The following is a 25,038-nucleotide window of genomic DNA, read 5'->3' on the forward strand; positions in this document are numbered from 1 at the left end:
GGCGCTGGGACATTCGCTTGCAAGCAAGCTTCCCACAGCGGCTTCGTAGCAGAAACTGTGGGAGCCAGCTTGCTGGCGAATTCAGGCCCTCTGGCATTGACACATTCGCTTGCAGGGCACCATAGAATCTCCCACAGGCTTCGTGGTCAGGTCGGTGGAAAGCTGCCTGGGCAGCAGCGAATACAGTGCGAATTTATCTCTCCAAGTCAGCGTGCCAGCTAACTATGGGACCGCACTTGCCCTCTGGGCTAGAATAGCCGGCGACCATTCAGTGAGGATTGTTTTGTGACCCGCGCCAGCGACCTGAAGAAATCCGATGTGATCGAGCATAACGGCGGCCTCTACGTGATTCGCCAGATCGAAGTGCAATCCCCTTCCGCCCGCGGTGCCGCCACCCTCTACCGGGTTCGGGCCACGGCTGTCGGCGGCGGCTCCAAGTTCGAGGAGCGGTTCAAGGGGGACGACGACGTGCCCACCGTGGATCTGCAGCGCCGCCCGGTGCGTTTCTCCTATGTGGACGGCGCCGAGCATATCTTCATGGACGAGGAGGATTTCACCCAATACCCGCTGCGATCCGAGGACATCGAGGACGAGCTGGCGTTCGTTACCGAGGACACCGGCGGGTTGCTGGCCTTGCGGGTCGGTGATTCGGTGATCGGCCTGGAGCTGCCGCAGGCGGTGGAGCTGACCATTCAGGAAACGGCGCCGGCGATGAAAGCCGCCTCCGCCAGTGCCCGCACCAAACCCGCCACCCTGGAAACCGGTCTGGTGATTCAGGTGCCGGAGTACATTCAGGAAGGGGAGCGGGTGAAGGTCAATACCCTGGAACGGAAGTTCATGTCCCGCGCATGAGGCGTAAACGGATCTGGCTGTTGGCTGCTGTCATTGTGGTGGCGGTGCTCTCCGGCTGCCAACTGGGCTATTACGGCCAGGCAATAAAAGGGCATTGGTCTCTGATGTCGAAACGGCAGCCGCTGTCCGATGCTCTGGCCGATCCGGCCACACCGCAACGGGTGCGGGATAATCTGCGGCTGGCGGAGGAGGTGCTGGACTTCGCCGCCGACCGCATGGGATTGCCCGCGCGCGGTGTCTATCGCCAATACGTGGCCCTGGAAAGCCGGGCGGTAGTATGGAACCTGATGGCCGCGCCGGCGTTCTCCTTGACGCCGGAAACCTGGTGTTACCCGTTTGCCGGCTGTGTCAGCTATCGCGGTTATTTTGATCGGGAGGCCGCCTTGCGCGCGGCGCGTGATCTCGACGAGCAGGGTTTCGACACCTACGTGGGCGGCGCCGCCGCGTACTCCACTCTGGGTTGGTTCAACGACCCGCTCACCACACCGATGATGAATCGTTCCCGCGCCGACATGGTGGACCTGCTGCTGCATGAGCTGGTACACCGACGGTTGTATGTGAAGGGCGATACCCGCTTCAACGAGTCCCTGGCCACCATGGTGGCCCGTGAAGGCACTACCCGGTTCCTTGCCGGCCATGATCTGGCCGTGGACCTGGAGCGCTGGCGTGATGTGGACCGTGCCCGTGCCGCCTTCCTGGCCATGGTGGCCGACACCCGCGCGGCCCTGACCCGGTTGTACGCCACTGATGTGCCGGCGCGGACCATGACCGAACGCAAGGACCGGCTGATTGGCCAGTTGCGTCAGCGCTATCAGTCCGAGCGCCGCCAATTGTCCGCCCTGGACGCCTATCAGGGCTTCTTCCAGGGCCCGCTCAATAATGCCCAGCTCAACGGGGTGGGGGATTATTACGGTTTGGTGCCCGCTTTCCAGGCCCTTCTGTTAGGCTGTGGCGGGCACTGGCACTGCTTCTGGGAGCAGGTGGAGCGGCTCGCCGATGACCCGCGGGCCCGGCGGCGCTGGCAGCAGGAGATTCCATGATTGAACTGGTTCGCGTGAACAACGCCGCGCTCGCCGCGCGGTTGGTGCATATGCTGGGGCAACGCGGTATCCGCGCGGAGCTGCGGCAGGAACAGGATGGCCAGGTGCTGTCCGTGGCGGCGGACCGCTTTGAGGAGGCCCGCGAGCTGTGCCAGGCATTCCTGGCCAGCCCGGATGACCGGCGCTGGCAGGAAGACGCCTGGCACAGCAACGCGCCCGCCGACGTGCCGCGGCAGGCGCTGTTCAGCGGTGGCTGGTTTCGCAGCCTGGGGCTGGTGACCAAGAGCGGGCTGGTGCTCTGTGTTCTGGTGTATCTGTCACCCTTTTTACTGGGAGACCGGCTTTACGCGGCGCTGATGTTTCCGCCTTCCCTGGACGGACTGGCCGTGCAGCCGTGGCGGGTGGTCACCCCGATGCTGCTGCACATGTCGCTTCTGCATATCCTGTTCAATCTGTTGTGGTGGTGCGATCTGGGCCGGGTGATTGAACGGTTCCAGTCCAGTTTTCAACTGCTGTGGATCACCCTGGCCACCGCCGCCATCAGCAACCTTGCTCAGTTTTACGACACCGGCCCCAATTTCGGTGGTCTGTCCGGTGTGGTGTATGGCCTGCTCGGGTATCTGTGGCTGTACGGCAAGGTCAATCCGGGGGCCGGTTACCAACTGCGCAGGGAAGTGGTGGTGTTGATGCTGGTGTGGCTGGTGATCTGTTATGTGGGGCTCTCCGGCATCGTCGCCAACTCAGCGCATCTGGCCGGATTGCTCAGCGGCATGGCGATTGGCACCGCGGTGGGGCTCTGGCGCCGTCAGCGGCCGGCGTGAGGCAGAGCGTTATGGCCGGTTTCCAACGGTCGTTTGAGTTTGGTCGGTGGCCGCTGCTATAAAGAGTCCCGGAATAGGAGGCAACAACAGCGTGAAACAATGGCGAGCAGTCTGTTCGGTGGCTCTGGTGCTGATTCTGCAGGGCTGCGCGGTGAATCGGATCGGCGACAATCTGGCCAAGGGCATCGAGGACAACAACGATCTGGTGCTGGTGGGTGAGGGACTGCCCAGCTATCTGCTGATGGTGGATGGCCTGATCCTGACCTGGCCGGAGCGCACCAGTCTGTTGCGTGCCGGCGCCGATTTGTATGGCGCCTATGCCGGTTTGTTCGTGGAGGATCCCGAGCGCGCCGCGACACTCAACGAGAAGGCCCTGGATTACGCCATGCGCGCCGCTTGCAGCCACCAGAGCGATTACTGCGAGTTGCGCGAGATGCCGGTGCCGGAATTCGAGGCGTTGCTGGCGGAGGCCGGCGACGATGATCTGCCCTTGCTGTTTACTCTGGGCAGCGCCTGGGCCGGCTACATCCAGACCCATTCCGATGATTGGAACGCGGTGGCCGAACTGGCCCGGGTGCGTGCGCTGATGGAGCGGGTGGTGGCATTGGATGAAGGCTACCAGAACGGTCAGGCGCACATGTACCTGGGAGTGCTCAACAGTCTGCTGCCGGCTTCCCTGGGCGGTCAGCCGGAGCAGGCCAAGGCGCATTTCGAGCAGGCGGTGGCGTTGTCCCAAGGGCGCAACCTGCTGGCGCGGGTGCTGTATGCCGAGCACTATGCCCGTCTGGTGTTTGATCGTGAGCTGCATGATGCCCAGCTTCAAAAAGTGCTGGAAGCGGATCCGGAGCAGCCCGGACTGACCTTGCAGAACGTCTACGCACAGCAACAGGCACAACGTCTGCTGGACAGCGCCGACGCGTATTTCTGAGCGGCATTTTTGAGCCGTATATGTGAGCGATGGAGCGCCCGGCCCCATCGAAGCTGGAGAGGATGATGTTGCGATTCGTGGTGGCCGTCATGGCCCTGTTTCCGGTGCTGGCCCTGGCCACCACCTTCAAGATTTCCACCCTGTATCCGGATGGCACCAGTGTGGTTCGGGCGCTGAAAAAAGCCGGCGCCACCATCGAGGAGCGCACCGAGGGGCGAGTGGCCCTGAAGATTTATCCCGGCGGTGTGATGGGGGACGACAGGGCGGTACAGCGCAAGATTCGTATCGGTCAGTTGCACGGCCAGATGGCCCAGGGTGGCGCCTTTGCCGACGCCTATCCGGATGGCCAGATTCTCAATGTGCCGCTCACGTTCAATGATTACGGCGAAGTGGACGCGGTTCGCGAAGAGCTGGATCCGGTCATCCTCAAGGGGCTGGAAGATAACGGCTGGATCAGTTTCGGACTGGTGGACGGCGGCTTTGCCTACATCATGTCGACACAGCCGGTGGTCAGTCTGGCGGATCTGCAGGCGCGCAAATTGTGGTTGCCGGCCAGTGATTCGGCCTCCGCCAAGGCGGCCAAGACGCTGGGATTGTCTCCGATCGTGCTGAATATCGGTTCGGTGTTGACCTCGTTGCAGACCGGCGCCATCGACAGCTTCGCCGCGCCCCCAGTGGCGGCGCTCACTCTGCAATGGTACGCGCGGGTGAAGTACATCACCGACCTGCCGCTGCTCTACACCTACGGCCTGCTGGCCATCGACAAGCGCTATTTCGATCGTCTTTCCGAGGGGGATCAGAAGATCATGCGCGAAGTCCTGGGCAACACCTTCACTCAATTGGATCAGGAAGGCCGCGAGCAGAACCGCGAAGCGTTCAAGGCGGTGCAACAGCAAGGGCTGGAAACGGTCACCCCCAGCGACGAACAGCGCACCGAGTGGAAATCCGCCGCTGATAAAGCCACCCAGTCGCTGGTCAGCGACGGCGAGCTGAGCAGCGGCATGCTGGACCGGCTGCATCGGCTGCTCGACGACTACCGGGCCCGTTGATGCGGCGCCTGCTGTCCTGGTTGCACCGCCTGGAAGATGGTCTGATCGTGGCCATCCTGCTGGGCATGGTGCTGTTGGCGGTGGTGCAAATCGGGCTGCGCAACCTGGCCGGTGTCAGTCTGATCTGGGTGGAGCCGCTGCTGCGTAACGCGGTGCTGTGGATCGGTCTGCTCGGTGCCATGATCGCCTCCCGCCGGGACGAGCACATCCGCATCGATCTGCTGGGACAGTGGTTGCCCAAATCCTTCCAACCCTGGATCACCGGCACGGTGGATCTGTTCACCGCCGCCATCTGTACCCTGGTGGCCTGGTACAGCATTGGTTTCGTGATCGAGGAGTACCAGTACGGTGAGATCGCCTTCGCCGGCATCCCGAGCTGGGTGCCGCAGGTGATCATTCCGTTCGGCTTCAGCGTCATGGCGTTGCGTTACCTGGTGCTGTTCGTGCTCGGGTTGGGCGGTCGCCGGCCCTGCATGCGGGAGCCGCTGGGATGATTATCGCCGCCATTGTTCTGTTGATCGTGCTGGCGCTGATGGGGGCGCCGTTGTTCGCCATTCTGCTGGCCGCGGCCGCCATCGGCTTCTTCACCCAGGAGACGCCGCTGTCGGTGCTCCACATCGATATTTACCAGCTGTCCGATTCGGTGGTGCTGATGGCGCTGCCGCTGTTCACTTTCGCCGGTTTTCTGCTCAGCGAATCGCGTACCGCCGATCGCCTGGTCCGTCTCAGCCAGGCCGCGTTCGGTTGGATGCCCGGTGGCATGGCCTTCGTGGCGCTGGTGGCCTGCGCCTTTTTCACTGCCCTTACCGGTGGCTCCGGTGTCACCATCGTGGCGCTGGGCGCGCTGTTGCTGCCGGCGCTGGTCAAGGCCGGTTATCCGCAGCGTTTCAGCCTCGGGCTGGTGACCTCGTCCGGCAGCCTGGGGTTGCTGCTGGTGCCGTCGGTGCCGCTGCTGATCTACGGCATCATCGCGCAGCAGTTATCGCAGCAACTGACCATGCCACCGGTGGAAATCGTCGATCTGTACCTGGCCGGGGTGGGACCGGCGTTGCTGATGGTGGTGTTGCTGTACGGCTACTGCGTGTATGTCAATCGCAGCGATCCGTTGCCGCGGCAACCGTTCAACGCGCGGGAGCTGGGGCAGGCGTTGTGGGATGCGCGCTGGGAATTGCCGCTGCCGCTGGTGGTGCTCGGCGGTATTTTCTCCGGCTTCCTGGTGGTGAGCGAGGCGGCGGCGGTCACCGCGCTTTATGTGCTGCTGGCGGAAGTGGTGCTGTACCGGGAGATTCCGTTGCGCCGTCTGCCGGGGCTGACCCGCGAAGCCATGGTCATGGTGGGGGGAATCCTGCTGATTCTGGCGGTGGCCCAGGCCTTTGCCGATTACCTGGTGTATGCCGGCGTGCCGGAGCATTTGTTCACCTTCATCCAGACTCACGTACAGAGCAAGCTGGCGTTTTTGATTCTGCTCAACATCCTGCTGCTGTTGCTCGGCGCCTTGCTGGATATTTTTGCCGCTCTGGTGATCATGGTGCCGTTGATTCTGCCGGTGGCGCTACGCTACGGCATCGATCCGGTACATCTGGGCATTATCTTTGTCGCCAATATGCAGATCGGCTACATCACACCGCCGGTGGGGATGAATCTGTTCATCGCCAGCTACCGGTTCCGCAAGTCGATCACCGAACTGTTCCGGGCCACGCTGCCGTTCATGCTGGTGCTGATCATCGCGCTGCTGCTGATTACCTATGTGCCGGAATTGAGTCTCTGGCTGGTTCGATAAGGCGAATTGCACCCCTCTTGTGTGAGAAGGCCATTGCCGTCCCGAAAACGGACTACGGAGCCGCTGTGGGAGCTTGCCCTGCAAGCGAATCTTTTCGCCGAGAGCCCATTCGCTTGCAGCGGCCCGCCGCCCGGACAAGCTCCCACAGGCGATCACCCGTTCTTGTTCTTAACCCACAGTCCGCCGTTTTCCCCTTTCTTCAGCTCGAAGTGGCCGGTCTGGGCATTCAGCAGCTCGCTCAGTTTGCGAAAGCCGTAGAGCCGCGTGTCGAACTCCGGGCGGCGCTGGCTCAGGTTCTGTCCAAGCACCCCCAGGTGGGCCCAGTCGTCTTCTCCCGAGACATCGTCGATGACCCGGGCGATGAACTTCAGAGGCGGCGTGTTGCCGCTGGTTTTGTCCTTGCCGGCTTTGCCGCCCTTGCTGGCGGCGCCATCGTCGTCCGCGCGCAAAATCTCGGTGTAGATGAATTTATCGCAAGCGGCCACCAGCGGTTTGGGGGTCTTTTGTTCACCGAAGCCATACACGGTGAGGCCGGCTTCCCGTAATCGGGCCGCCAGCCGGGTGAAGTCGCTGTCGCTGGAAACCAGGCAGAACCCATCCAGTTCCCGGGTGTAGAGCAGATCCATGGCATCAATGATCAGCGAACTGTCGGTGGCGTTCTTGCCGGTGGTGTAGGCGAACTGCTGCACCGGCTGAATCGAATGATCCAGCAGTACTTTCTTCCAGCCACCAAGGTTGGGCTGGGTCCAGTCACCGTAGATGCGCTTGATGGTGGCGGTGCCGTACTTGGCGATCTCCTCGAACAGACCCTCGACGATGGCCGGTGGCGTGTTGTCCGCGTCGATCAGAACGGCCAGCGTGGGTTGCCGGTTGGACTCGGAAATAGCGATGGTGTCGGCCATGGTGATTCCTTGCTCGGTGGAGTCCCTACCATAACGTGTTCTTCTGGCGTTGAAGACATAAATTCGGAGGTGGCTACGAAGCCGCTGTGGGAGCTTGCCTGCAAGCGAATTCCTGACACACGGGCCAGTTCGCTTGCAGGCAAGCTCCCACAGTAGCTTCGTAGCCCCTTCTGTGCCAGAGGTCGCCGTTTACCCGGGCAGGAAGAGGAAAAAAGGCCGCCAATTAAGGAAGGGGAAGGCGGCCCAAGGGGGGATCAGAGCAAGACGAGAGAAGTGTCAGGCTGAATTGGATGTCACAGTTTCGCGGTCAGGCGGGCTACCTGTTCACCCTGGTAGCGGGCCAGATTGAGTTCCTTGGTGCTGGGCTGGCGGCTGCCATCGGGACCGGCGATGGTGCCGGCTCCGTAAGGAGAGGCGCCATGCACTTCACTGATGTCCATTTGTTCCTGACCGGGATCGGCATAGCCCAGTGGCACGATGATGAAGCCGTGGTGGGCCAGGGTCAGCCAGGTGCTGATGATGGTGGTTTCCTTGCCGCCGGCGGTGCCGGTGGAGGTGAACACACTGGCGACTTTGCCGGCCAGGGCACCCTGGGCCCACAGGCCGCCGGTCTGGTCCCAGAAAGTGCGCATCTGGCCACTCATGTTACCGAAGCGGGTGGGGGTGCCGATGATGATGGCATCGTAGTCCTTGAGTTCCGCCGGGCTGGCCACGGGGTAGGCCTGGTCGGTTTTGCCACCGGCGTTCTGGAACGCCTCCGGATCCATGGTCTCGGCCACTCGTTTGATCTCCACTTCCACGCCGTCGACTTTGGCGGCGCCTTCGGCCACGGCCCGGGCCAGGCTTTCGATATGGCCGTACATGGAGTAGTAAAGAACCAGAACGCGCTTCATCGGACTCTCCTATTGAGGATGGGAGAGCCCAAGATAGCGTTGTGTTACCAGGGGAGGGAGCGGACTGGCTGAAACGGATTGATCAGTTTTTTTGATCTGATTCTGGAGCAGCTTTCAATGACTGGATTTCCTTTTCCAGGGCGTCCAGATAAGCCTGCTGCTGTTCCAACAGCCGTTGTGTGGTGGTCTGCTGGTCGGCCAGGGCCTCCGCCCGCTCACTCAGTTCCTGCCGCTCTCGCAGCAGGGCGTCGCGGGTTTCGTCCCGGGCCGCGTCCGCCGCCGTGGCCGATGAAGCCCACAGCGGCAGGGCGAGTGAAAAAAAAGCTACAAAACGCATGACGGGAATGGCGGTGACCGTGGTGGGGGCAGTGTAGCAGATCCCGCCGATCCCGTGAGCCGGACTACTTGATCATGCCCTTGAAGGCCTGACTCATCTGTTGCTGCAGTTCCTCACAGGCGGATTCTTGCTCGGCCTTGGACATGGTGTCCCAACGCTCATCGGTTTTTTTCTTGCCAGCGTCAAAGGCGGTGTCGAATTCCTCGGCGGTGAGACCCATTTGCGACATCTGCTGTTTCTGCTTAGCTTTCATGTCGGCCAGTTGGTCCTTGGTATAATCGCCGCATACTTCGGCCGCGGAGTGCATGCTGCCGCTGAAAGTGGCCAACTGATGCCCCATCTGGACCATGTTGGGGGCGGCTTCGGGGGACTGCGCATGCAGTGAACCGAAAGCGGTGATGGTGATGGAGGCCGCCAACAGACGGGTCAGAATGGATTTCAGCATGGTTTCCTCTCCTTGAAGTGAAACGGGTCGATGAGTCCTGATCGGGCTTATCGCAGTGAACGATGCAGCGTGACCGCGGCCTCGATGACGCGATCATTGGTGACGTTCCTCAGTTCTTCCACCTTTTGCAAGTACAGTCCGCCGGCGGCGAAGGAAATGTTGACGTGGCCAACCACCACTTGTGGACCGACCATGCCCAACTGGGCGGCGGGATCGAGTTTGCCGCCCATGTCGACGACATAACCGCCAAGCGCTTCGACGCGGGCATCGTCATACACCATGCCAAGGTCGCGCAGGGTTTTCTCGTCGGAGCTGTCCCGCGGGTCCACCGTGATACCGATCGACAAGCTGCCGCCCTTGACCATTTCGAAAGCGTTGTCGCTCTCCACCCGGGGTGTCAGCCAGGTGCAGTTGACGCCGTAGCGGCCGTCTTCCCGATAACGACCCGGCTCGCCTTCGTCGTCGGCGGGCGTCAGGCCGCTGACCAGGTCCCCGAGGAGAGCGGCCATGCCGTCGCAATCGGGAATGCGGTCATAGGCGGGCAGCGTTGCCGCCGCGGTGTTGGCATCGCCGCCGGATTCGTCATCGCCACATCCACTCAAAACGAGTGCGGCAAATAAGAAAAGAAAAGCGGAGTGGAAAGACGGATCCTTGTACCTGTTCATATCCCTGATTCTTTTAAGTTGAGGGTGGTCGGTCACGAACAGGATCATTATCAATGGCCCCGGAGGGGGCCGATACCCCCCAAAGGGGGGGGTATTGGGGAGGGAGAGGATCAGGGTGCCACCGGCTCAATGGTCTCGCTTGCGCCGGGTGCGGAGGCCGGCCTTGTTATTTTGCCCGGAGTATAAGCCAGCCCCGTTGGAACCGGGAGGCTCCATACAGACCCGCTGTGGGAGCTTGCCTGCAAGCGAACTGACTCTCGGGGCCAAAAAGATTCGCTTGCAGGCAAGCTCCCACAGCGGCTTTGTAGCCACCATTTATGCCTCCAAGGCCAGAAGAACTCCCGTGCTTTGCCGGTCACTTCGAAGCGGAACCGTGTTACGCCTTTGCGGAACCCTGCTTCACGGCGTTTCCGCAAAGGCGTAACACGGTTCCGCTGTCCCTGATGGAGGGCAACAAGGTTTCCTTAAAAAAGACATTCAAAGAGCCCCGCTGAACAGAGCGGCGAAGACCAGCGCCAGGGTGGCGAGCCAGAGAATCGCGCCCAGGGCCAGAGGGCGCCATCCGGCGCGGCGCAGCAAATCGAAATGGGTGCTCAAGCCCAGTGCCGCCATCGCCAGCGCCAGCAGAATGTCGTCCAGGCCGGCCAGGGGAGAGGCCAAGGAATCCGGCACCCAGCCCAGGCCGTTGACCACCAGGGCACCGACGAACCAGAACGCGAAAGCGGGGAGAACCGGGCGTGTCTTGATACCACTGTTTCCGATACTGTTACCGGCGCCAGCGCTGGTGGCGCGGCGCGCGCCCATGCCGAGTACCAGCAATACCGGCGCCAGCATCATCACCCGCACCATTTTTACCAGCAGGGCGCTGTCCACCAGCGCCGGCGACATGGCCTGGGCGGCGACGATCACCTGGGCCACCTCCTGGACGCTGGCCCCCACCAGCACGGCGAAATGATTCTGGTCCGGAAACAGCGTTGGTAGATGGTGATACAGCAGTGGTAACAGCAGCATGTTGAGCGTGCCGAACACCACCACCGCCGCCACCGCCATGGCGGTATCCCGGTCGCGGGTCCCCAGTACCGGCTCGGCGGCGAGCACCGCGGCGGCACCGCAGATACCATTGCCGGCACCGATGGAGAGCGCGGCGGCGCGGCTCATGCCCAGCCAGCGCTGCCCCAGCCAGCCGCCGAGTATCAGACTCAAGGCGATTTGTCCCGCGTTCAGGGCGATTACGCCGAGGCCCAGTTCGCCCACCGCGTCCAGGGGAATACGCAGTCCGTACAGGACGATGGCGATTTTCAGAATCGGCCCCTTGAACAGCGCCAGGGCGGATCCGCCGGCCTCGCGCAGTGGTGCCGGCAGCGGTTGCGCCACCACCAGGCCGAGCAGCATGGCCAGAGCCAGCGCGCCCAGCCCCCAGTGTTGAGCCAGCCGGCTGTGGGCCAGGCCGATCCCGGCCAGGGCGCAGGCCAGGACCAGCAGCGCCATGGGCCAGTGCGGGCGGGGCAGAGCGAGAGAGAGCGTGCGCATCGGTGGTTCCTTTGATCCTTTGGCAAGGTCAAGCCACTATGCCGAAGCGCCATAAATAATAATATTTGATAATTATAAACTTATAACTAAAATAAATTTATGAATGAAACGACACTAAAACAATGGCGGTTGTTCCTGGCGGTGGCGGAAACCGGTTCAGTGGCGGCGGCGGCGGAACGGGTGGCGCTGACCCAACCGGCGGTGAGTCAGGGCCTGGCGCAGTTGGAGCAGCGGCTGGACGCACGGCTGTTCGATCGTGTTGGTCGCGGGCTGGTTCTGAATGACCGGGGGCGGGCGTTGATTCCGGAAGCCCGCGCCTTGCTGACACAGCTCTCCCGTTGCGAGAGGCTGTTCCAGTCACCCCCGTTGGAGGTGACGCTGGCCGCCACCCACACTTTGGGCAATTACTATCTGCCGCCATTGTTATCCACATTCAGGCAGCGCCATCCGCGGGCACGGGTCCGGATGGATGTGGTCAATACCCGCCAGGCGGTGGCATTGCTGCTGGAACTGAAAGTGGATCTGGCGCTGGTGGAGGGGCCGGTGTCCCACGCCCTGCTGCGGGTGCGGCATTGGCGTGACGATGTGCTATTGCGGGTGGCGGCCCCATCGGTGGTGGAGGCATTGAAGCCGGATCCCGCCCATTGGCCCTGGGTGATGCGCGAGCCTGGTTCGGGCACACGGACGGTGATTGAACGCAGTCTGGGGACGGACTTTCCGGAACCGCAACGGATACTGGAACTGGGGGCCGGCGAGGCGGTGCGCCAGGCGCTGATGGCCGGGGCCGGTGTCGGTTATGTCAGTGAGGCCAGTGTGAGCGCGGCGCTGGCCGATGGTCGGCTGTGTCCGGTGCCGGGGCCGCATCAGCGTTTGGTGCGGCCGCTGTACTGGGTACGACACGCCCGGCATGAGCCGGGCGCGGGGGAAACGGCCCTGGGGGGAAACGGCCCTGGGGGCCGTGTTGCGGGAAGCGGTGCCGTGATCAGCGCGCTTTGCCCATGCTTTCCTTCATTTCCTGATCGATCCAGATGCGTGAGTAGATGGCGTTGGGTTTGACCGCGCCGATACGCTGCTCACCGTAGTAGTTCTTCACCCACGGCCACCAGGCGGAGTAGCCCATTTCCGTCGGCAGCCACACGTGCGGCACGGCTTCCTCGATGATGAAATCATTCAACTCTTTCAGCATCGCATTGCGTTTCTCGGTGTCCGGTTCCTTGATGGCGGCGTCGATCTTCCGGTCAAACTCCTCGTTGCTGTACCAGGACGCGTTCCAGGTCTGATCGGTGCGGAAGCTCTTGCGCAGTACCTGGATCGGGTTGCCGGAGCCGTTGTTCATCAGATAGCCGCCGGCCTGGGTCTTGCCGCGCATGTTGGAGCGGAAGGCACCGTACTCCATGGTCTTGATGTTCACTTTCACACCGACCTGCTGATAGTAAGCCTGCAGCATGGGCGCCACATCCATGTGGTAGGGGCTGCAGGAGCAGACCTGGAGATCGAAGCTGAAGCCTTTTGGATAACCGGCTTCGGCCAGCAGCTTTTTCGCTTTCTCCGGGTCGTATTCGAACAGTTCCCGGGCTTCGGCGGAGAGCTGGTCCAGCGGAGTGTAGAACTCGGTCCAGCGCTGGGCGAAGGGATAGTTGAGCAATTCCCCTTCACCGTTGAGCAGCGAGGAGAGAATTGCCTTCTGGTCCACCGCGATGTTCAGGGCGCGGCGCACGCGTACATCGTTGAAGGGTTTTTGATCGGTGCGCAGGGCGATGTAAGTGCCATTGGTGGAAAGGTTTTTGCGGAACTGCAGCTCCGGCGCGGTTTTCTTCAATTGATCCACCAACTGCCAGCGGATCGCCTCCATGATATCGATGCGGCCGGAACTGAGCGCCGCCACCGCGCTCGCCTCATCCTTGATGATGTGATAGACCACTTTGTCGTTCAGCGGCAGCGGATATTCCTTGCCGTTGAGGGTCACCGAATCCCAGTAGTCGTCGTTCTTCGCGTACACCTGCTGACGGCCGGTCTCGATCTTTTCGATGCGATAAGGGCCGGTGCCGGCGGCGTTACGCCAGTCCGCCCGTTTGTCCTCGCTGAGATTCTGCCACTCCGGCGGAGAGATGCCGTCGTAGTATCCCCAGGCAATCCGGTACGGCCAGTTGCCGTGGAACTGGTTGAAATAGGCGATCACGGTGTGATCGTCCGGCGCTTCCCAGCGCTCGATGAAATCCCAGAAGGTGGGAATGGCGCGGGGGCTGTTGCCGCGGCTTTGGAACGAGGTGATGACGTCGTTGGCCACCAGTTCCCGCTTTTTCATCACGCCGGGCACTTCCTGCCACTGGACCCCCTTGCGCAGGTGGAAGATCACCCGCATGGGGTCTTCCTTCACCTCCCAGCTTTCCGCCAGGCTGCCTTCCAACTGGTTGTAGGGAATATAAGCCTGCTCGACGAAAGAATTTTCGTTCTTGCCACGTGGGCCGTATTGCAGATCGCCGCGCAGCAGGGATTCCAGTTGCAGATTGTCGTGGTTGCCTTTCCAGGTCCAGTTCTGCAAATCCCAGGTAGTGGCATCCAGAGTGCGGTACATGGTGGAGATATTCACGGTGCCGCCGAGCTGGGGTGTTGCTTCCTCGGCGGCCTGGATAGCACCGGCGGCGCCGAGCGTGGCCAGAACCAGAGTGGTTCGAAGGGTGCGCAGAGTCATGCGATGTTCCTCGCTTGTTCTTGGTATGAAGGTTCGGAGTGATTCATCTCCGCCACCCGGGACGGGTCGTGAAGATGGCAGGCGACGCTGTGGCCGTCTTCCACGTCGATCGGCCGTGGTGCCTCGCGGCGGCACAGATCGGTGGCGTGGGGACAGCGGGGATGGAACGGGCAGCCCGGAGGCGGATCGATGGGGCTGGGGACTTCGCCGTCGACCGAAGGGTTGAAGCGGGCCTGGACCACCGGATCCGGATCGGCGATGGGAATGGCGCCCAGCAGCGCCCGGGTATAAGGATGGCGTGGTGCCTGATACAACCGCTCCCGATCCGCCACTTCCACCACTCGTCCCAGATACATGACCACGATGCGGTGACAAAGGTGACGCACCACCGCCAGGTCGTGGGCAACGAATAAATAGGTCAGGCCGAGATCCCGTTGCAGATCTTCCAGCAGATTGATGACCTGGGCCTGGATTGACACGTCCAGGGCGGACACCGGCTCGTCGCAGATGATCAGTGACGGATCCGCCGCCAGTGCCCGGGCGATACCGATGCGTTGCCGTTGACCGCCGGAGAATTCGTGGGGATAGCGGTCGGCCATTTCCGCTTTCAGGCCGACCCGGTCGAGCAGGTCCATGACCCGTTCCCGGTATTCCGCCCGGGTGCGGGTAAGCCGGTGCACGCGCAGCGGTTCGCCGATGATATCCAGTACGCGCATACGGGGGTTGAGCGCCCCGAACGGGTCTTGATACACCATTTGCATCTTGCGCCGCAGCCGCTTCGTGGTGGCCGCGTCCGGATGGCTGATATCCTCGCCGTCAAAGACAATGCGTCCTTCCGTGAGCGGGGTCATACGCAGTACCGCCAGACCGGTGGTGGACTTGCCGCAGCCGGATTCGCCCACCAGGCCCAGGGTTTCGCCGCGATGCACGGTGAAATCGACACCGTCCACCGCCTTGACCATGGCGGCGGGTTTGCCGAACAGACCCGGGCGCAAAGGAAAGTGTACTTTCAGGCCGCTGACCTGGAGCAAGGGGGCGGTGACGTCGGTATGAGAGTCAGTGTGTGTCATCGAGATTCACCCAGCAGGCTTTCCAATGTTCTTGATCGAGCCGCTCCAGCGGAGGCCGTTCCTGCTTGCAACGGGGCTGGGCGAAGCGACAACGGGGGTGGAACGGGCACCCGGATGGCGGGTCGGACAGATCCGGCGGCGAGCCGGGGATGGGTGTCAGACGATTGCCAATGGCGTCGTCGAGCCGTGGCATGGATTCCATCAGGCCCACTGTGTAGGGGTGTCGCGGCCGATGAAAAATATCGTGGGCGGTGCCGCGCTCGACGATGCGGCCGGCGTACATGACGTTGATGCGGTCGGCGTAGCGGGCCACCACGCCGAGGTCGTGGGTGATCAGCATCATCGACGACTGACTGGCGCGGGTGATATCGCGCAGCAGTTCCAGAATTTGCGCCTGCACCGTGACGTCCAGAGCAGTGGTGGGTTCGTCGGCTATGATCAGCCGGGGCAGGCAGGCCAGCCCCATGGCGATCATGACACGCTGGCGCATGCCACCGGATAGCTCATGGGGGTAGGCGTCGAGGCGTTTTTCCGGATCACCGATACGCACCTGGCGCAGCAGTTCGATGCATCGCTCACGAACCTTGTCCTTGGGCACACTGCCGTGAACGCGCAGTGGTTCCGCCAACTGCCGGCCGATGCGCAGACTCGGATTCAACGAGGTCATCGGCTCCTGGAAGATCATGGAAATGTCGCGGCCACGGAGCTGACGAATGGCGTCGTCGGGCAGATCCAGCAGATCCTGGCCATCAAACAGCACCCGGCCGCCGATGATCTGCCCCGGCGGGCTGGGGATCAAACGCAGCAGCGACATGGCGGTGATGCTTTTGCCGGAGCCGCTTTCGCCAACAATAGCGAGCACCTCTCCGCGGCGCACGTCGAAGCTGACATCGTTGACCGCGTGAACCACGCTGTCGTCCTTCTCGAACACGGTGTGCAGATTTTCCACCCGCAACAATGTGGCGGCGGGCTCGGTGCGCGGCGTGGCCGTGGCCGTCGCCGTCGCCGTTGAAGTCTCTGTGGACATGGTCTCTCCCTTCCTCGGACCAGGGGCCGGTCAGCTGCCGATGGTGCGTTTGACGCGGGCCAGATAACGGCCGCCACCACCGCGCATTCTCGGGTCGAGCAGGTCGCGCAGGGCATCGCCGAACATGTTGATGCCGAACACCGCCACGGTCAGCGCGATGCCGGGCGCGATCGCCAGCCACGGTGCCTGGAACATATAGCTGCGCCCGTCCAGGCTGAGCATGCCGCCCCAGCTCGGCTCCGGCGGCGGGATGCCGAGACCGAGAAAGCTGAGTCCGGATTCGGCCAGAATCACCGCCGCCAGCCGCGTGGTATAAAGCACGATCAGCGGTGCCATGACGTTGGGCAGAATATGTTTGAGCAGAATACGGGTACTGGAGGCGCCCATGGATTGCGCGGCGTGAACATAGACGTTCTGTTTGGCACTGAGCACCGCGCCGCGAATGATGCGCGAGCCGGAAATGCCAAACAGCAACCCCAGAATAAGGATCACCTGCCAGGTGCCCGGGCCGAGGACCGCCACCGCCACGATCAGCAGAATCAGATCGGGAAAACACATCCAGCCATCCACCAGGCGTTGAATGACCATGTCCAGCCGGCCACCGAAATAGCCGCTGAGAATCCCCAGCAGCGCGGAGATGACAATCGACAAGGTGGTGGCGGCGAAGGCCACGATCACCGACAGTTGGGCGCCGTGCACGATGCGCGCGAAGACGTCACGCCCCAACTGGTCGGTGCCCAGCCAGTGTTCCGCTGAAGGCGCCTTCAGCCGTTCAATGGGATTAATGGCGTTGAACCCTTCGGGGGCAATGACGTCGGCGAACAGGCCGGTCAGTAGCAGCACCAGGCAAATCATCGCGCCCAGGGCGCCGAGGGGACGCTCCTTGCACAGGCGCTGCAGGAAACGCAGTGTTTTGGGGCGAGTACGGCGGCGCGGCGGCGTGGCCGGAGCGGCGGCCGCGGGGGTCTGTATGGACAGGCTCATGGCGGTCTCCGTCAGCGGTCGTAACGAACTTTGGGGTCAAGGTAGCCGTAGCACAGATCAACCAGCAGGTTGACCAGCATCACCACCACGCCGGTGACCAGAAAGACGCCGGTGATGACCGGGTAATCGCGGGTGCTCACCGCTTCCAGCAGCAGCTGTCCCAGCCCCGGCAGGCGAAAGATCTGTTCAATAATGACGGTGCCGCCGAACAGGATGGGGACCAGGATGCCGACCAGGGTGATCACCGGAATCATGGCGTTCTTCACCGCGTGCATCAGTACCACCCGGCGCTCGCGCAGCCCCTTGGCCCAGGCGGTGCGGATGTAATCCTGACGCAGCACTTCCAGCATCATGGTGCGGGTCATGCGCATGATCACCGCCGATAGCGAGGTGCCCAGAATCAGAGAGGGCAACAGGAAGGTCTTGAGATTTTCCAGCGGGTTTTCAAAGAACGGCACCAGCTTATTGGGCGGGGACCAGCCCCACCACAAGGCCGGCAGAATCACCACCAGGGTGCCAAGCCAGAAATTGGGCACGGCCAGGGCAAGGATGGAAAAGGTGCGGCCAATATGATCGCCCAGAGTCTCCTGCCGGACCGCGGCGAAGATGCCGATGGGCAGCCCGATCGCCAGCGCGATCAGGAGCGCCAGAATGCCCAATTCCAAAGTGACGTCCAGGCGTGCCGCGATTTCCCCGGTGACCGGGGTATTGCGCCACAGCGATTCCCCCAGATCCCCTTGCAGGGCATCGCCGGCCCAGTGCAGATATTGTTGATAGAGTGGCTTGTCCAGTCCCAGCGCTTGTTCCAACTGGGCCCGGTCTTCCGGTGCGCCGGAAGAGTACACGTTCTCGCTGAGCATCAGGTCGAGAACATCACCGGGAACAAGACGGACCACGGTGAACGCAATGACACTGGCGATGAACAGGGTGGGAATCAGCGCCAGCAGGCGCCGTAATACATAGAAACCCATGTTGACTACCTGTTTCCCGAGCCTGGCCCCGGCGATGTTCCGCTCTTGTCGGGCCGTATTGTTGTGGATAGTTGTTGTGGATGGTTGTTGTCGCAATGCCCCGGCCGGAGGCAACGTCCGTTGGTCCGGCGCAAATAAACGTCAGAACATTAAAACAATGCCTGATCTCTCGAATAATGAACTTCAATTTCACTTTAGCCCGCCCCTTTTTCGGGTGTCAAGGCACACTATGAGTGGGGACAAAGGGAGGGGAGGGTGGCGGGATTGTGCTTCTCTGATTGAGACATAACTTATTGTTATAAAAGGTTATTTCATTTTTAAAACAAAAAAGGTGGTCGAAAGGACAGTGGCAAAAAAGAGTGGTCAGTGGTTCGAAGACTCGAATTTCAGCTTCTCTCGTTCAGGAGGAACTGAGCATTCTTGATCAGAAAGTTAATATAGTCGCATTATTTTGAGGTGTTGTTACCAAAAGAATCAGTCGATAGGGAAGAAGGGTAACAGAGCCGCCGGATTGACGGCCCTGTGTTGCGGGTATCAGGTTTCCACCCGGTGGCTGATCAGGGTGTCGCGGTTGCGACGAGCCCAGTGTTGATAACGGCGTCTGAGGTCTTCTTCGTCGGGTATCGGTTCGCTGACCCAGCGACAGCGCTGCTCCACCGCCCGGCGGAAAGCGCCATAGCCGCCGTAGCGGCGCATGGAAAACCACTTCTTGCGCCCCCGATTGGCGGTGACCGAAAAGTTACCCCCCAGGGGTTTGTCGCGAAAGGTGGCGGTGATGCCCACCAGGCCGAAGGGGTTCCGGGTCTCGGACATGCGATCCAGTTCGTCGGTGCTGCAAAGGATCAGTGGTCGATGCTTACCCATGGCGGCGCGCACCTCCGGCCGCTGGATCTGCCGATCGCGCCAGAGCCTCGCCTGATAGAGCGCCGCTTCGGTGCTGCCATACTTGCTGTCGCGGAAAGTACAGCGTCTCTGCCGTCGTCTTGCCCGCTTATCGATATAGGGAATCGCACACCACCAGAAATCATCTTCGCGGCTGCGATAGACATATAGAAAAGGATGAATTTTCGGGTTGGTTACCGTGGAAATATTCATTCCCTGCCTCCTGCCTCCTTGTGTGCTTTTTTGATCCGTGATGATGAATTTTTGCGGCGTCGCCCGGGGCAGGAGCAACGCCTTGCCGACTCGCCCCAAATGCTGCCGGCGGACTTATCTTTGCTCTGTTGTGCGTCAAACGCAAACTCAACAATATAAAAAATGCATATTATATAAAAAAGGGGACAGGTAAGATGTTTTCCACTCGGAAAAACCGGGAACCGGCCGGCTCTTTATGCCCTGCTTTTGAGGGCGATAAATGCGGAAAAAAAGGCGTGTATCGACGTTTTCCGGGATACCAAAAAAGGGGAACGGAAAAGGCGTGTATGCGAGAGGTAAGGAAGATAAAAAAAGAAAGAAGAGCGCCGACCCTGTTTATGCAGGGCCGGCGCGGGAGGGTTACATCATTTGCCGCAGCACGTAGTGGAGAATGCCGCCATTCTTGTAATAGGTCACCTCGGCGCCGGTATCCAGACGACTAATCGCCTTGATGCTTTGCGCCTTGCCGTTGCTCTTGCGGAATACCACCTCGATTTCCTGACCCGGTTTCAGGTCATTGTTCAGACCGGGGATATCCACTTCCTCGCTGCCATCCAGGTTGAGCGTCTTGCGGTCCACGCCTTCCGGGAATTGCAGAGGCAGCACGCCCATGCCGATCAGATTTGAGCGGTGGATCCGCTCGAAGCTTTCGGCGATCACCGCGCGTACCCCGAGCAGACGGGTGCCTTTCGCCGCCCAGTCGCGGCTGGAGCCGGTGCCATATTCCTTGCCGGCCACCACCACACTGGGGACGCCTTCCTTACGGTAACGCATGGCGGCGCCGTAAATCGGCATTTCCTCACCGCCAGGCATGTGCTTGGTGTAGCCGCCCTCGATGTTCGGGGTCATCTCGTTGCGGATTCGGATGTTGGCGAAAGTGCCGCGCATCATCACCTCATGGTTACCGCGACGGGAACCGTAGGAGTTGAAATTGATCGGCTCCACGCCGTGGCCCTGCAGGTAATGCCCCGCCGGGCTGTCCGCCTTGATCGCCCCGGCCGGGGAGATGTGGTCGGTGGTGATGGAATCCCCGAGCAGGGCCAGCACACGGGCGTTCCTGACCGGTTGCACGTCTTCCACTTCGGGGGTGAGGCCTTCGAAGAAAGGCGGGTTCTGGATGTAAGTGGATTTGCTGTTCCACTCATAGGTCTTGGAATCCGGTATCGGCAGACTCTTCCAGATTTCATCGCCGTCGAACACGCTGGCGTATTCGCGGGTGAACATGTCGTTGTTGACCATCAACATGGCATCCTGGATTTCCTTGCTGCTGGGCCAGATATCCTTCAGATAGACCTCCTTGCCGTCGTTATCGCGGCCCAGCGGGTCCTTGTCCAGATCGATCCGTACGGTACCGGCCAGGGCGTAGGCCACCACCAGCGGCGGCGATGCCAGCCAGTTGGTGCGCACGCTCTGGTGCACCCTGCCTTCGAAGTTGCGGTTACCGGACAGCACCGACGCCACCACCAGATCGCCTTCGGTGATACCGCGGTCGATCTCTTCCGGCAATGGGCCGGAGTTACCGATACAGGTGGTACAGCCGTAGCCCACCAGATCGAATCCCAGCTCGTTCAACGGGTCCTGGAGGCCGGTTTTGCTCAGGTAGTCAGTAACCACCTTGGAGCCCGGTGCCAGCGAGGTTTTTACCCAGGGTTTGCGGATCAGGCCCCTTTCCACCGCCTTTTTCGCCACCAGACCGGCGGCCAGCATGACGCTGGGGTTGGAGGTATTGGTGCACGAGGTGATCGCGGCGATCACCACGGCGCCATGGTCGAGGTGAAAGCGCTCGCCGTTGAGTTCCACTTCCACACCACTGTTGGGCTCGTGGTTGCCCACCGCGGTCTGTCCGCCTTCGCCTTCCAATTTGCTGATCTCGGCGTCATCGAGTTTCAGCTCCTTGGTGAGCAGATCGGCGAAAGTGCGTTTCACTTCCGTCATCGGTACCCGGTCCTGGGGCCGTTTCGGGCCGGCCAGGCTGGGGACCACGTCGTCCAGGTCCAGCTCCAGGGTATCGGTGAAGACCGGATCGGGATCGGCGCTGGAGCGCCACAGACCCTGGGCCTTGCAGTAGGCTTCCACCAGATCCACCACTTCCTGGGGACGGGCGGTGAGCCGCAGATATTCGGTGGTCCGTTCGTCGATGGGGAAGAAGCCGCAGGTGGCGCCGTATTCCGGGGCCATGTTGCCGATGGTGGCGCGATCCGCCAGGCTCAGGTCGGCCAGGCCGTCGCCGAAGAATTCGACGAACTTGCCCACCACGCCACGGCGGCGCAGCATTTCGGTCACGGTCAGCACCAGGTCGGTGGCGGTAACGCCCTCACGCAGCTTGCCGGTGATCTTGAAGCCGATCACTTCCGGGATCAGCATGGCCACCGGCTGGCCGAGCATGGCCGCTTCCGCTTCGATGCCGCCGACACCCCAGCCCAGTACACCCAGGCCGTTGATCATGGTGGTGTGGGAATCGGTGCCCACCAGCGTGTCCGGATAGGCATAGGTATTGCCGTCGTCGCTGTCGCCGGACCAGACGCCGCGGGCCAGGTACTCCAGGTTGACCTGGTGACAGATACCGGTGCCCGGTGGCACCACGCGGAAATTATCGAAGGCCTTTTGGCCCCAACGAAGGAACTGATACCGCTCGCGGTTACGTTCGTACTCAATCTCCACGTTTTCCGAGAACGCCTGGGGATTGCCGAACTTGTCCACCATTACCGAGTGGTCGATGACCAGATCCACCGGCGCCAGCGGGTTGATGCGGTTCGGATCGCCGCCGGCCTTGCTGATGGCGTCGCGCATGGCGGCCAGATCCACCACTCCGGGCACACCGGTGAAGTCCTGCATCAGCACCCGGGCGGGGCGGTAGTTGATTTCGCGATCGGAAGTGCGTTTCTCCGGCCACCGCACCAGAGCTTCGATATCGTCCACGGTGACGGTGTCGCCATCTTCATGGCGCAGCAGGTTTTCCAGTAGAACTTTCAGGGAAAAGGGCAGTTTGCTGAGGTCACCCCATCCTTTGTCGGCCACGGTATTGAGATCGAAGTAATGATAGGTCCGATCGCCGACGTTCAGCGGCTTGGCGCTGTTCAGGGTGTCCTGGCCAATCCTCGTCACTGCGCACCTCCTTTTCATGCAAGTTGTGGGGTTGGGGTCCTTTGATACTACGCCCATATGGCCGGTACATGAACCTGTGGGCGAGAGGGGGTAACTATAGGTAGGATGGGGGGCGGCAATGGCGCTTCATTGGCCGAAAATGGATCCCTGGGGAGCGGGTGAGGCGCTTGGTTCGGCCCCCCACGCCAGGACTTAATGTGGGTGGCTGGACGAAGGACGATACATGCTTGAGTGGATAACCTCTCCAGAGGCGTGGGTGGCCCTTGCCACCCTGACCGCCCTGGAAATCGTGCTGGGTATCGACAATATCATTTTTCTTTCCATTCTGGTTGACCGACTACCGGAGCGGCAGCGTCCCCAGGCGCGTTTGATTGGCTTGTCCCTGGCCATGATCATGCGGCTGCTGCTACTGGCGTCACTGGCCTGGCTGACCAGGCTCACCGCGGATTGGTTCACGGTGCTGGGGCAGGGCATTTCCGGCCGCGATCTGGTGCTGATTCTTGGCGGTTTGTTTTTGCTGGCAAAATCGGTGATGGAAATCCATCACTCCATTGATGACGCCGGCGAACAACATCAGTTCACCAAGTCCAGGGGCAGCGCTTCCTTTTTCAGTATTCTGGTGCAGATCGCGTTGCTGGATGTGGTGTTCTCGCTGGACTCGGTGATTACCGCCGTGGGGATGGCCAATCATCTGGAGGTGATGGTGATCGCGGTGGTGATCGCGGTGGGCTTCATGATGGTCTTCGCCAATGCCATCGGTAATTTCGTTACCGAACATCCAACCTTGAAGATGCTGGCGCTGTCGTTTCTGGTGCTGGTGGGCACGGCGTTGGTGGCGGACGGTCTCGATTTCCATATACCCAAGGGCTATATCTATTTCGCCATGGCGTTCAGCTTCGGTGTGGAAATGCTCAACCTGCGCATGAGCGCCCGCCGACGCAGGGCGAGCAGTGGAGACTAGGTGACGGAAGGTGAAATAGACAAGGCCTCGCTGTTGTGTACATACTCTTTGGTATATATACAGAGTAAATATTACAAAGCCTTGCTTCGGGAGGCATGAATAACGCTTATCACAATAACAACGGAGGCTTTATGCGGAATGCTATATCTATTCTATTCGCTGCATTGATGATGATGGCGGGGCCGTTGCTGGCGGCGCCGGTGAAAATCGCGCTGATTGATCCGCTGACCGGCCCCATGGCCAGCACCGGCCTGCCGGTATTGGAACATCTGCGTTTTGATGCGCAACGGCTTAACGCCAATGGCGGATTCAATGGGGATCCCATCGAAATCATCGGGCTGGATAACAAGATCAATCCCCAGGAAAGTCTGGTGCAGTTGCAGAAAGCCATCGATGAAGGGGCCCGATACATTGTTCAGGGTAACGGTTCAGCGGTGGGGTCGGCTCTGATCGCGGCGGTGGACAAGTATAACCGGCGTAACCCCGGAAAAGAGGTGCTCTATCTGAACCACGGCGCGGTGGAGCCGAGTTTTACCAATGAACGCTGCTCGTTCTGGCACTTTCGTTTCGAAGCCCATTCCGACATGAAGATGAAGGCGCTTACCGACTGGATCGCCAAACGGGATGACATCAAGAAGATCTACCTGATTAACCAGGACTACAGTTTTGGCCATGCGCTGGCGGAAGCGGCGCGCACCATGCTCAAGGAGAAACGTCCGGACATCGAAATTGTCGGTACGGATTTCCACCCGCTGAGCAAGGTGAAGGATTTCACGCCTTATGTCTCCAAGATCAAGGCATCCGGGGCCGACGCCATCATTACCGGCAACTGGGGACAGGACATCACCTTGCTGGTCAAAGCGGCGGCGGAATTCGGTCTGAATGTGCCGTTCCTGACTTATTATGGCGGCAGCCCGGGGGTGGTCAGCCAGTTGGGCGAGCAGGGCGTGGACCGTATTTATGAAATTTATGGCTATTACGGTGATACCGACGACGACGCTATCGGTGAGCGTCAGAAGCAGATGTATGAAGACAAGAAATGGGATTACTTCCTGTTCTATCCGCGTATCACGGTAATGTTGGAAATGCTGCAAAAAGCGGCGGACAAGGCCGGCAGCAATGATCCGGTGGCCGTGGCCCGGGCACTGGAAGGACTGTCACTGGAGACTTCCTATGGCACCGTCACCATGCGTGGCGAGGATCATCAACTGCAAACGCCATTGTTCGTGTCTGTGCTGAAGGACAATATGCCCTATGGTGCCGAGGGCACGGACTTCAATTTCGCCAAACTGGATCGCATCGAACCGGAGGCGGTCACCATGCCGGCCACGGGGTGCCGCATGCGTCGGCCACAATAACAGAAGCGGCGGCGGCCCCGGGTCGCCGCCAACCTATTTCCGAGTTCAGGACTGCTTCCGTGTTCAGGGCTGCAGGTCCCGCAGCCGGCTGAGCAGATCCATCAACGTCTGGTAGTCGTCTTCGCCGAGTCGCTGCTGGATCTTCTGATACTGTCGATTCATACCTTTGCTCATCTGCGCGAATACCTCATGTCCCTGGTCGGTGAGGGTGACGCACAGGCGCCGTTGATCGGTTTCCGGTTTCCAGCGGCGAACGTGGCCGGCTTTTTCCAAGCGCACCAGCACGCCGGTAAGGCTGGGCCGGAGAATACAGGCCAGGGCGGCCAGATCACGGCTTTCCAGGGTAAAGTCAGGGGCTTGTTTAAGAATACGAATGACGCGCCATTGCTGCTCGGTCAAGTTGTGTTTGTTGAGCAAAGGGCGGAAGTACGCCATCACGGCTTCGCGACCCTGCAACAGGGCCAGGGTGAGGGAGGGTGCGGCTTTGGGCATGC

Annotated in this window: 24 protein-coding genes; 10 read left to right on the forward strand and 14 right to left on the reverse strand. The window is 61.0% G+C overall.

Features of this window, described 5'->3' with window-relative positions; genetic code table 11:
* Positions 1-285 precede the first annotated feature (285 nt).
* The 7 genes from efpL to MA04_RS03815 all read left to right on the forward strand — a co-directional run bounded on the left by efpL (position 286) and on the right by MA04_RS03815 (position 6,470).
* On the forward strand, positions 286-852 hold the full coding sequence (efpL, locus tag MA04_RS03785) for an elongation factor P-like protein EfpL (RefSeq protein ID WP_022995566.1): 567 nt from the start codon (positions 286-288) through the stop codon (positions 850-852).
* 20 nt (positions 853-872) lie between these two features.
* Positions 873-1,892 (forward strand): aminopeptidase, encoded by a 1,020-nt coding sequence (locus tag MA04_RS03790; protein ID WP_262459509.1) that lies wholly within the window; start codon positions 873-875, stop codon positions 1,890-1,892.
* A complete protein-coding gene (locus MA04_RS03795; RefSeq protein WP_262459510.1) occupies positions 1,889-2,713 on the forward strand; it encodes a rhomboid family intramembrane serine protease in 825 nt (274 codons plus the stop codon). Before MA04_RS03790 ends, MA04_RS03795 begins: the two co-directional genes overlap by 4 nt.
* Positions 2,714-2,804: 91 nt before the next feature.
* A complete protein-coding gene (locus tag MA04_RS03800) occupies positions 2,805-3,641 on the forward strand; it encodes a TRAP transporter TatT component family protein (RefSeq protein WP_262459511.1) in 837 nt (278 codons plus the stop codon).
* Positions 3,642-3,703: 62 nt separating this feature from the next.
* The gene (locus MA04_RS03805) at positions 3,704-4,690 is read left to right on the forward strand and encodes a TRAP transporter substrate-binding protein (RefSeq protein ID WP_229682946.1); all 987 of its coding nucleotides are present in this window, start codon (positions 3,704-3,706) and stop codon (positions 4,688-4,690) included.
* Positions 4,690-5,184, forward strand: coding sequence for a TRAP transporter small permease (locus tag MA04_RS03810; protein WP_262459512.1), 495 nt, complete (start codon positions 4,690-4,692; stop codon positions 5,182-5,184). Before MA04_RS03805 ends, MA04_RS03810 begins: the two co-directional genes overlap by 1 nt.
* Complete coding sequence (locus MA04_RS03815) at positions 5,181-6,470, forward strand: TRAP transporter large permease (protein ID WP_262459513.1); 1,290 nt, start codon at positions 5,181-5,183, stop codon at positions 6,468-6,470. Before MA04_RS03810 ends, MA04_RS03815 begins: the two co-directional genes overlap by 4 nt.
* Before the next feature lie 152 nt (positions 6,471-6,622).
* On the opposite strand, the gene MA04_RS03820 is transcribed toward MA04_RS03815, so the two are convergent.
* The 6 genes from MA04_RS03820 to MA04_RS03845 all read right to left on the reverse strand — a co-directional run bounded on the left by MA04_RS03820 (position 6,623) and on the right by MA04_RS03845 (position 11,242).
* The gene (locus MA04_RS03820) at positions 6,623-7,372 is read right to left on the reverse strand and encodes an NYN domain-containing protein (protein WP_262459514.1); all 750 of its coding nucleotides are present in this window, start codon (positions 7,370-7,372) and stop codon (positions 6,623-6,625) included.
* Positions 7,373-7,665: 293 nt separating this feature from the next.
* Complete coding sequence (gene wrbA, locus MA04_RS03825) at positions 7,666-8,265, reverse strand: NAD(P)H:quinone oxidoreductase (protein ID WP_014995643.1); 600 nt, start codon at positions 8,263-8,265, stop codon at positions 7,666-7,668.
* Positions 8,266-8,347: 82 nt separating this feature from the next.
* A complete protein-coding gene (locus MA04_RS03830) occupies positions 8,348-8,602 on the reverse strand; it encodes a hypothetical protein (protein ID WP_262459515.1) in 255 nt (84 codons plus the stop codon).
* 64 nt (positions 8,603-8,666) lie between these two features.
* Positions 8,667-9,047, reverse strand: a complete 381-nt coding sequence (locus MA04_RS03835; protein ID WP_262459516.1) for a hypothetical protein — start codon at positions 9,045-9,047, stop codon at positions 8,667-8,669.
* A gap of 47 nt (positions 9,048-9,094) precedes the next feature.
* Positions 9,095-9,649: a lytic murein transglycosylase gene (locus MA04_RS03840; RefSeq protein WP_262459517.1), complete on the reverse strand. Its 555-nt coding sequence runs from the start codon at positions 9,647-9,649 to the stop codon at positions 9,095-9,097.
* 540 nt (positions 9,650-10,189) lie between these two features.
* The gene (locus tag MA04_RS03845) at positions 10,190-11,242 is read right to left on the reverse strand and encodes a YeiH family protein (RefSeq protein WP_262459518.1); all 1,053 of its coding nucleotides are present in this window, start codon (positions 11,240-11,242) and stop codon (positions 10,190-10,192) included.
* 99 nt (positions 11,243-11,341) lie between these two features.
* Between MA04_RS03845 and MA04_RS03850 the strand changes: the two genes are divergently transcribed.
* The gene (locus MA04_RS03850) at positions 11,342-12,298 is read left to right on the forward strand and encodes a LysR substrate-binding domain-containing protein (RefSeq protein ID WP_262459519.1); all 957 of its coding nucleotides are present in this window, start codon (positions 11,342-11,344) and stop codon (positions 12,296-12,298) included.
* On the opposite strand, the gene MA04_RS03855 is transcribed toward MA04_RS03850, so the two are convergent.
* The 7 genes from MA04_RS03855 to acnA form a co-directional block, all read right to left on the reverse strand.
* The gene (locus MA04_RS03855) at positions 12,225-13,934 is read right to left on the reverse strand and encodes an ABC transporter substrate-binding protein (protein ID WP_163127968.1); all 1,710 of its coding nucleotides are present in this window, start codon (positions 13,932-13,934) and stop codon (positions 12,225-12,227) included. The genes MA04_RS03850 and MA04_RS03855 overlap by 74 nt on opposite strands.
* Positions 13,931-15,004 (reverse strand): ABC transporter ATP-binding protein, encoded by a 1,074-nt coding sequence (locus MA04_RS03860; RefSeq protein ID WP_262459520.1) that lies wholly within the window; start codon positions 15,002-15,004, stop codon positions 13,931-13,933. The genes MA04_RS03855 and MA04_RS03860 overlap by 4 nt, the downstream gene beginning before the upstream one ends.
* Positions 14,991-16,031 carry an ABC transporter ATP-binding protein gene (locus tag MA04_RS03865; protein WP_262459521.1) on the reverse strand — a complete coding sequence of 347 codons (1,041 nt, stop codon included), beginning with the start codon at positions 16,029-16,031 and terminating at the stop codon, positions 14,991-14,993. The genes MA04_RS03860 and MA04_RS03865 overlap by 14 nt, the downstream gene beginning before the upstream one ends.
* A gap of 30 nt (positions 16,032-16,061) precedes the next feature.
* Entirely contained in the window at positions 16,062-17,015 is a 954-nt protein-coding gene (locus MA04_RS03870; RefSeq protein ID WP_262459522.1) for an ABC transporter permease, read from the reverse strand.
* A gap of 11 nt (positions 17,016-17,026) precedes the next feature.
* Positions 17,027-17,986, reverse strand: coding sequence for an ABC transporter permease (locus MA04_RS03875; RefSeq protein WP_262459523.1), 960 nt, complete (start codon positions 17,984-17,986; stop codon positions 17,027-17,029).
* A 534-nt stretch (positions 17,987-18,520) separates the two neighbouring features.
* On the reverse strand, positions 18,521-19,081 hold the full coding sequence (locus MA04_RS03880) for a hypothetical protein (protein ID WP_262459524.1): 561 nt from the start codon (positions 19,079-19,081) through the stop codon (positions 18,521-18,523).
* Positions 19,082-19,480: 399 nt separating this feature from the next.
* Positions 19,481-22,225: an aconitate hydratase AcnA gene (acnA, locus tag MA04_RS03885; protein ID WP_316252574.1), complete on the reverse strand. Its 2,745-nt coding sequence runs from the start codon at positions 22,223-22,225 to the stop codon at positions 19,481-19,483.
* A 223-nt stretch (positions 22,226-22,448) separates the two neighbouring features.
* Between acnA and MA04_RS03890 the strand changes: the two genes are divergently transcribed.
* Positions 22,449-23,186 (forward strand): TerC family protein, encoded by a 738-nt coding sequence (locus MA04_RS03890; protein ID WP_163127958.1) that lies wholly within the window; start codon positions 22,449-22,451, stop codon positions 23,184-23,186.
* Positions 23,187-23,317: 131 nt separating this feature from the next.
* The gene (locus MA04_RS03895) at positions 23,318-24,544 is read left to right on the forward strand and encodes a branched-chain amino acid ABC transporter substrate-binding protein (protein WP_262459526.1); all 1,227 of its coding nucleotides are present in this window, start codon (positions 23,318-23,320) and stop codon (positions 24,542-24,544) included.
* 63 nt (positions 24,545-24,607) lie between these two features.
* On the opposite strand, the gene hpaR is transcribed toward MA04_RS03895, so the two are convergent.
* The gene (gene hpaR / locus MA04_RS03900) at positions 24,608-25,036 is read right to left on the reverse strand and encodes a homoprotocatechuate degradation operon regulator HpaR (protein ID WP_014995628.1); all 429 of its coding nucleotides are present in this window, start codon (positions 25,034-25,036) and stop codon (positions 24,608-24,610) included.
* Positions 25,037-25,038: the final 2 nt, after the last annotated feature.

Source organism: Alloalcanivorax balearicus MACL04 (assembly GCF_025532145.1).
Lineage (GTDB): Bacteria > Pseudomonadota > Gammaproteobacteria > Pseudomonadales > Alcanivoracaceae > Alloalcanivorax > Alloalcanivorax balearicus.

Excerpts from the sequence above, each read along its gene's own strand:
- MA04_RS03795 (WP_262459510.1), top strand. The coding sequence starts at position 1,889 with ATGATTGAACTGGTTCGCGTGAACAACGCCGCGCTCGCCGCGCGGTTG.
- MA04_RS03805 (WP_229682946.1), top strand. The coding sequence starts at position 3,704 with ATGATGTTGCGATTCGTGGTGGCCGTCATGGCCCTGTTTCCGGTGCTG.
- MA04_RS03810 (WP_262459512.1), top strand. The coding sequence starts at position 4,690 with ATGCGGCGCCTGCTGTCCTGGTTGCACCGCCTGGAAGATGGTCTGATC.
- MA04_RS03815 (WP_262459513.1), top strand. The coding sequence starts at position 5,181 with ATGATTATCGCCGCCATTGTTCTGTTGATCGTGCTGGCGCTGATGGGG.
- MA04_RS03820 (WP_262459514.1), bottom strand. The coding sequence starts at position 7,372 with ATGGCCGACACCATCGCTATTTCCGAGTCCAACCGGCAACCCACGCTG.
- wrbA (WP_014995643.1), bottom strand. The coding sequence starts at position 8,265 with ATGAAGCGCGTTCTGGTTCTTTACTACTCCATGTACGGCCATATCGAA.
- MA04_RS03830 (WP_262459515.1), bottom strand. The coding sequence starts at position 8,602 with ATGCGTTTTGTAGCTTTTTTTTCACTCGCCCTGCCGCTGTGGGCTTCA.
- MA04_RS03835 (WP_262459516.1), bottom strand. The coding sequence starts at position 9,047 with ATGCTGAAATCCATTCTGACCCGTCTGTTGGCGGCCTCCATCACCATC.
- MA04_RS03845 (WP_262459518.1), bottom strand. The coding sequence starts at position 11,242 with ATGCGCACGCTCTCTCTCGCTCTGCCCCGCCCGCACTGGCCCATGGCG.
- MA04_RS03850 (WP_262459519.1), top strand. The coding sequence starts at position 11,342 with ATGAATGAAACGACACTAAAACAATGGCGGTTGTTCCTGGCGGTGGCG.
- MA04_RS03855 (WP_163127968.1), bottom strand. The coding sequence starts at position 13,934 with ATGACTCTGCGCACCCTTCGAACCACTCTGGTTCTGGCCACGCTCGGC.
- MA04_RS03860 (WP_262459520.1), bottom strand. The coding sequence starts at position 15,004 with ATGACACACACTGACTCTCATACCGACGTCACCGCCCCCTTGCTCCAG.
- MA04_RS03865 (WP_262459521.1), bottom strand. The coding sequence starts at position 16,031 with ATGTCCACAGAGACTTCAACGGCGACGGCGACGGCCACGGCCACGCCG.
- MA04_RS03870 (WP_262459522.1), bottom strand. The coding sequence starts at position 17,015 with ATGAGCCTGTCCATACAGACCCCCGCGGCCGCCGCTCCGGCCACGCCG.
- MA04_RS03875 (WP_262459523.1), bottom strand. The coding sequence starts at position 17,986 with ATGGGTTTCTATGTATTACGGCGCCTGCTGGCGCTGATTCCCACCCTG.
- MA04_RS03880 (WP_262459524.1), bottom strand. The coding sequence starts at position 19,081 with ATGAATATTTCCACGGTAACCAACCCGAAAATTCATCCTTTTCTATAT.
- MA04_RS03890 (WP_163127958.1), top strand. The coding sequence starts at position 22,449 with ATGCTTGAGTGGATAACCTCTCCAGAGGCGTGGGTGGCCCTTGCCACC.
- MA04_RS03895 (WP_262459526.1), top strand. The coding sequence starts at position 23,318 with ATGCGGAATGCTATATCTATTCTATTCGCTGCATTGATGATGATGGCG.
- hpaR (WP_014995628.1), bottom strand. The coding sequence starts at position 25,036 with ATGCCCAAAGCCGCACCCTCCCTCACCCTGGCCCTGTTGCAGGGTCGC.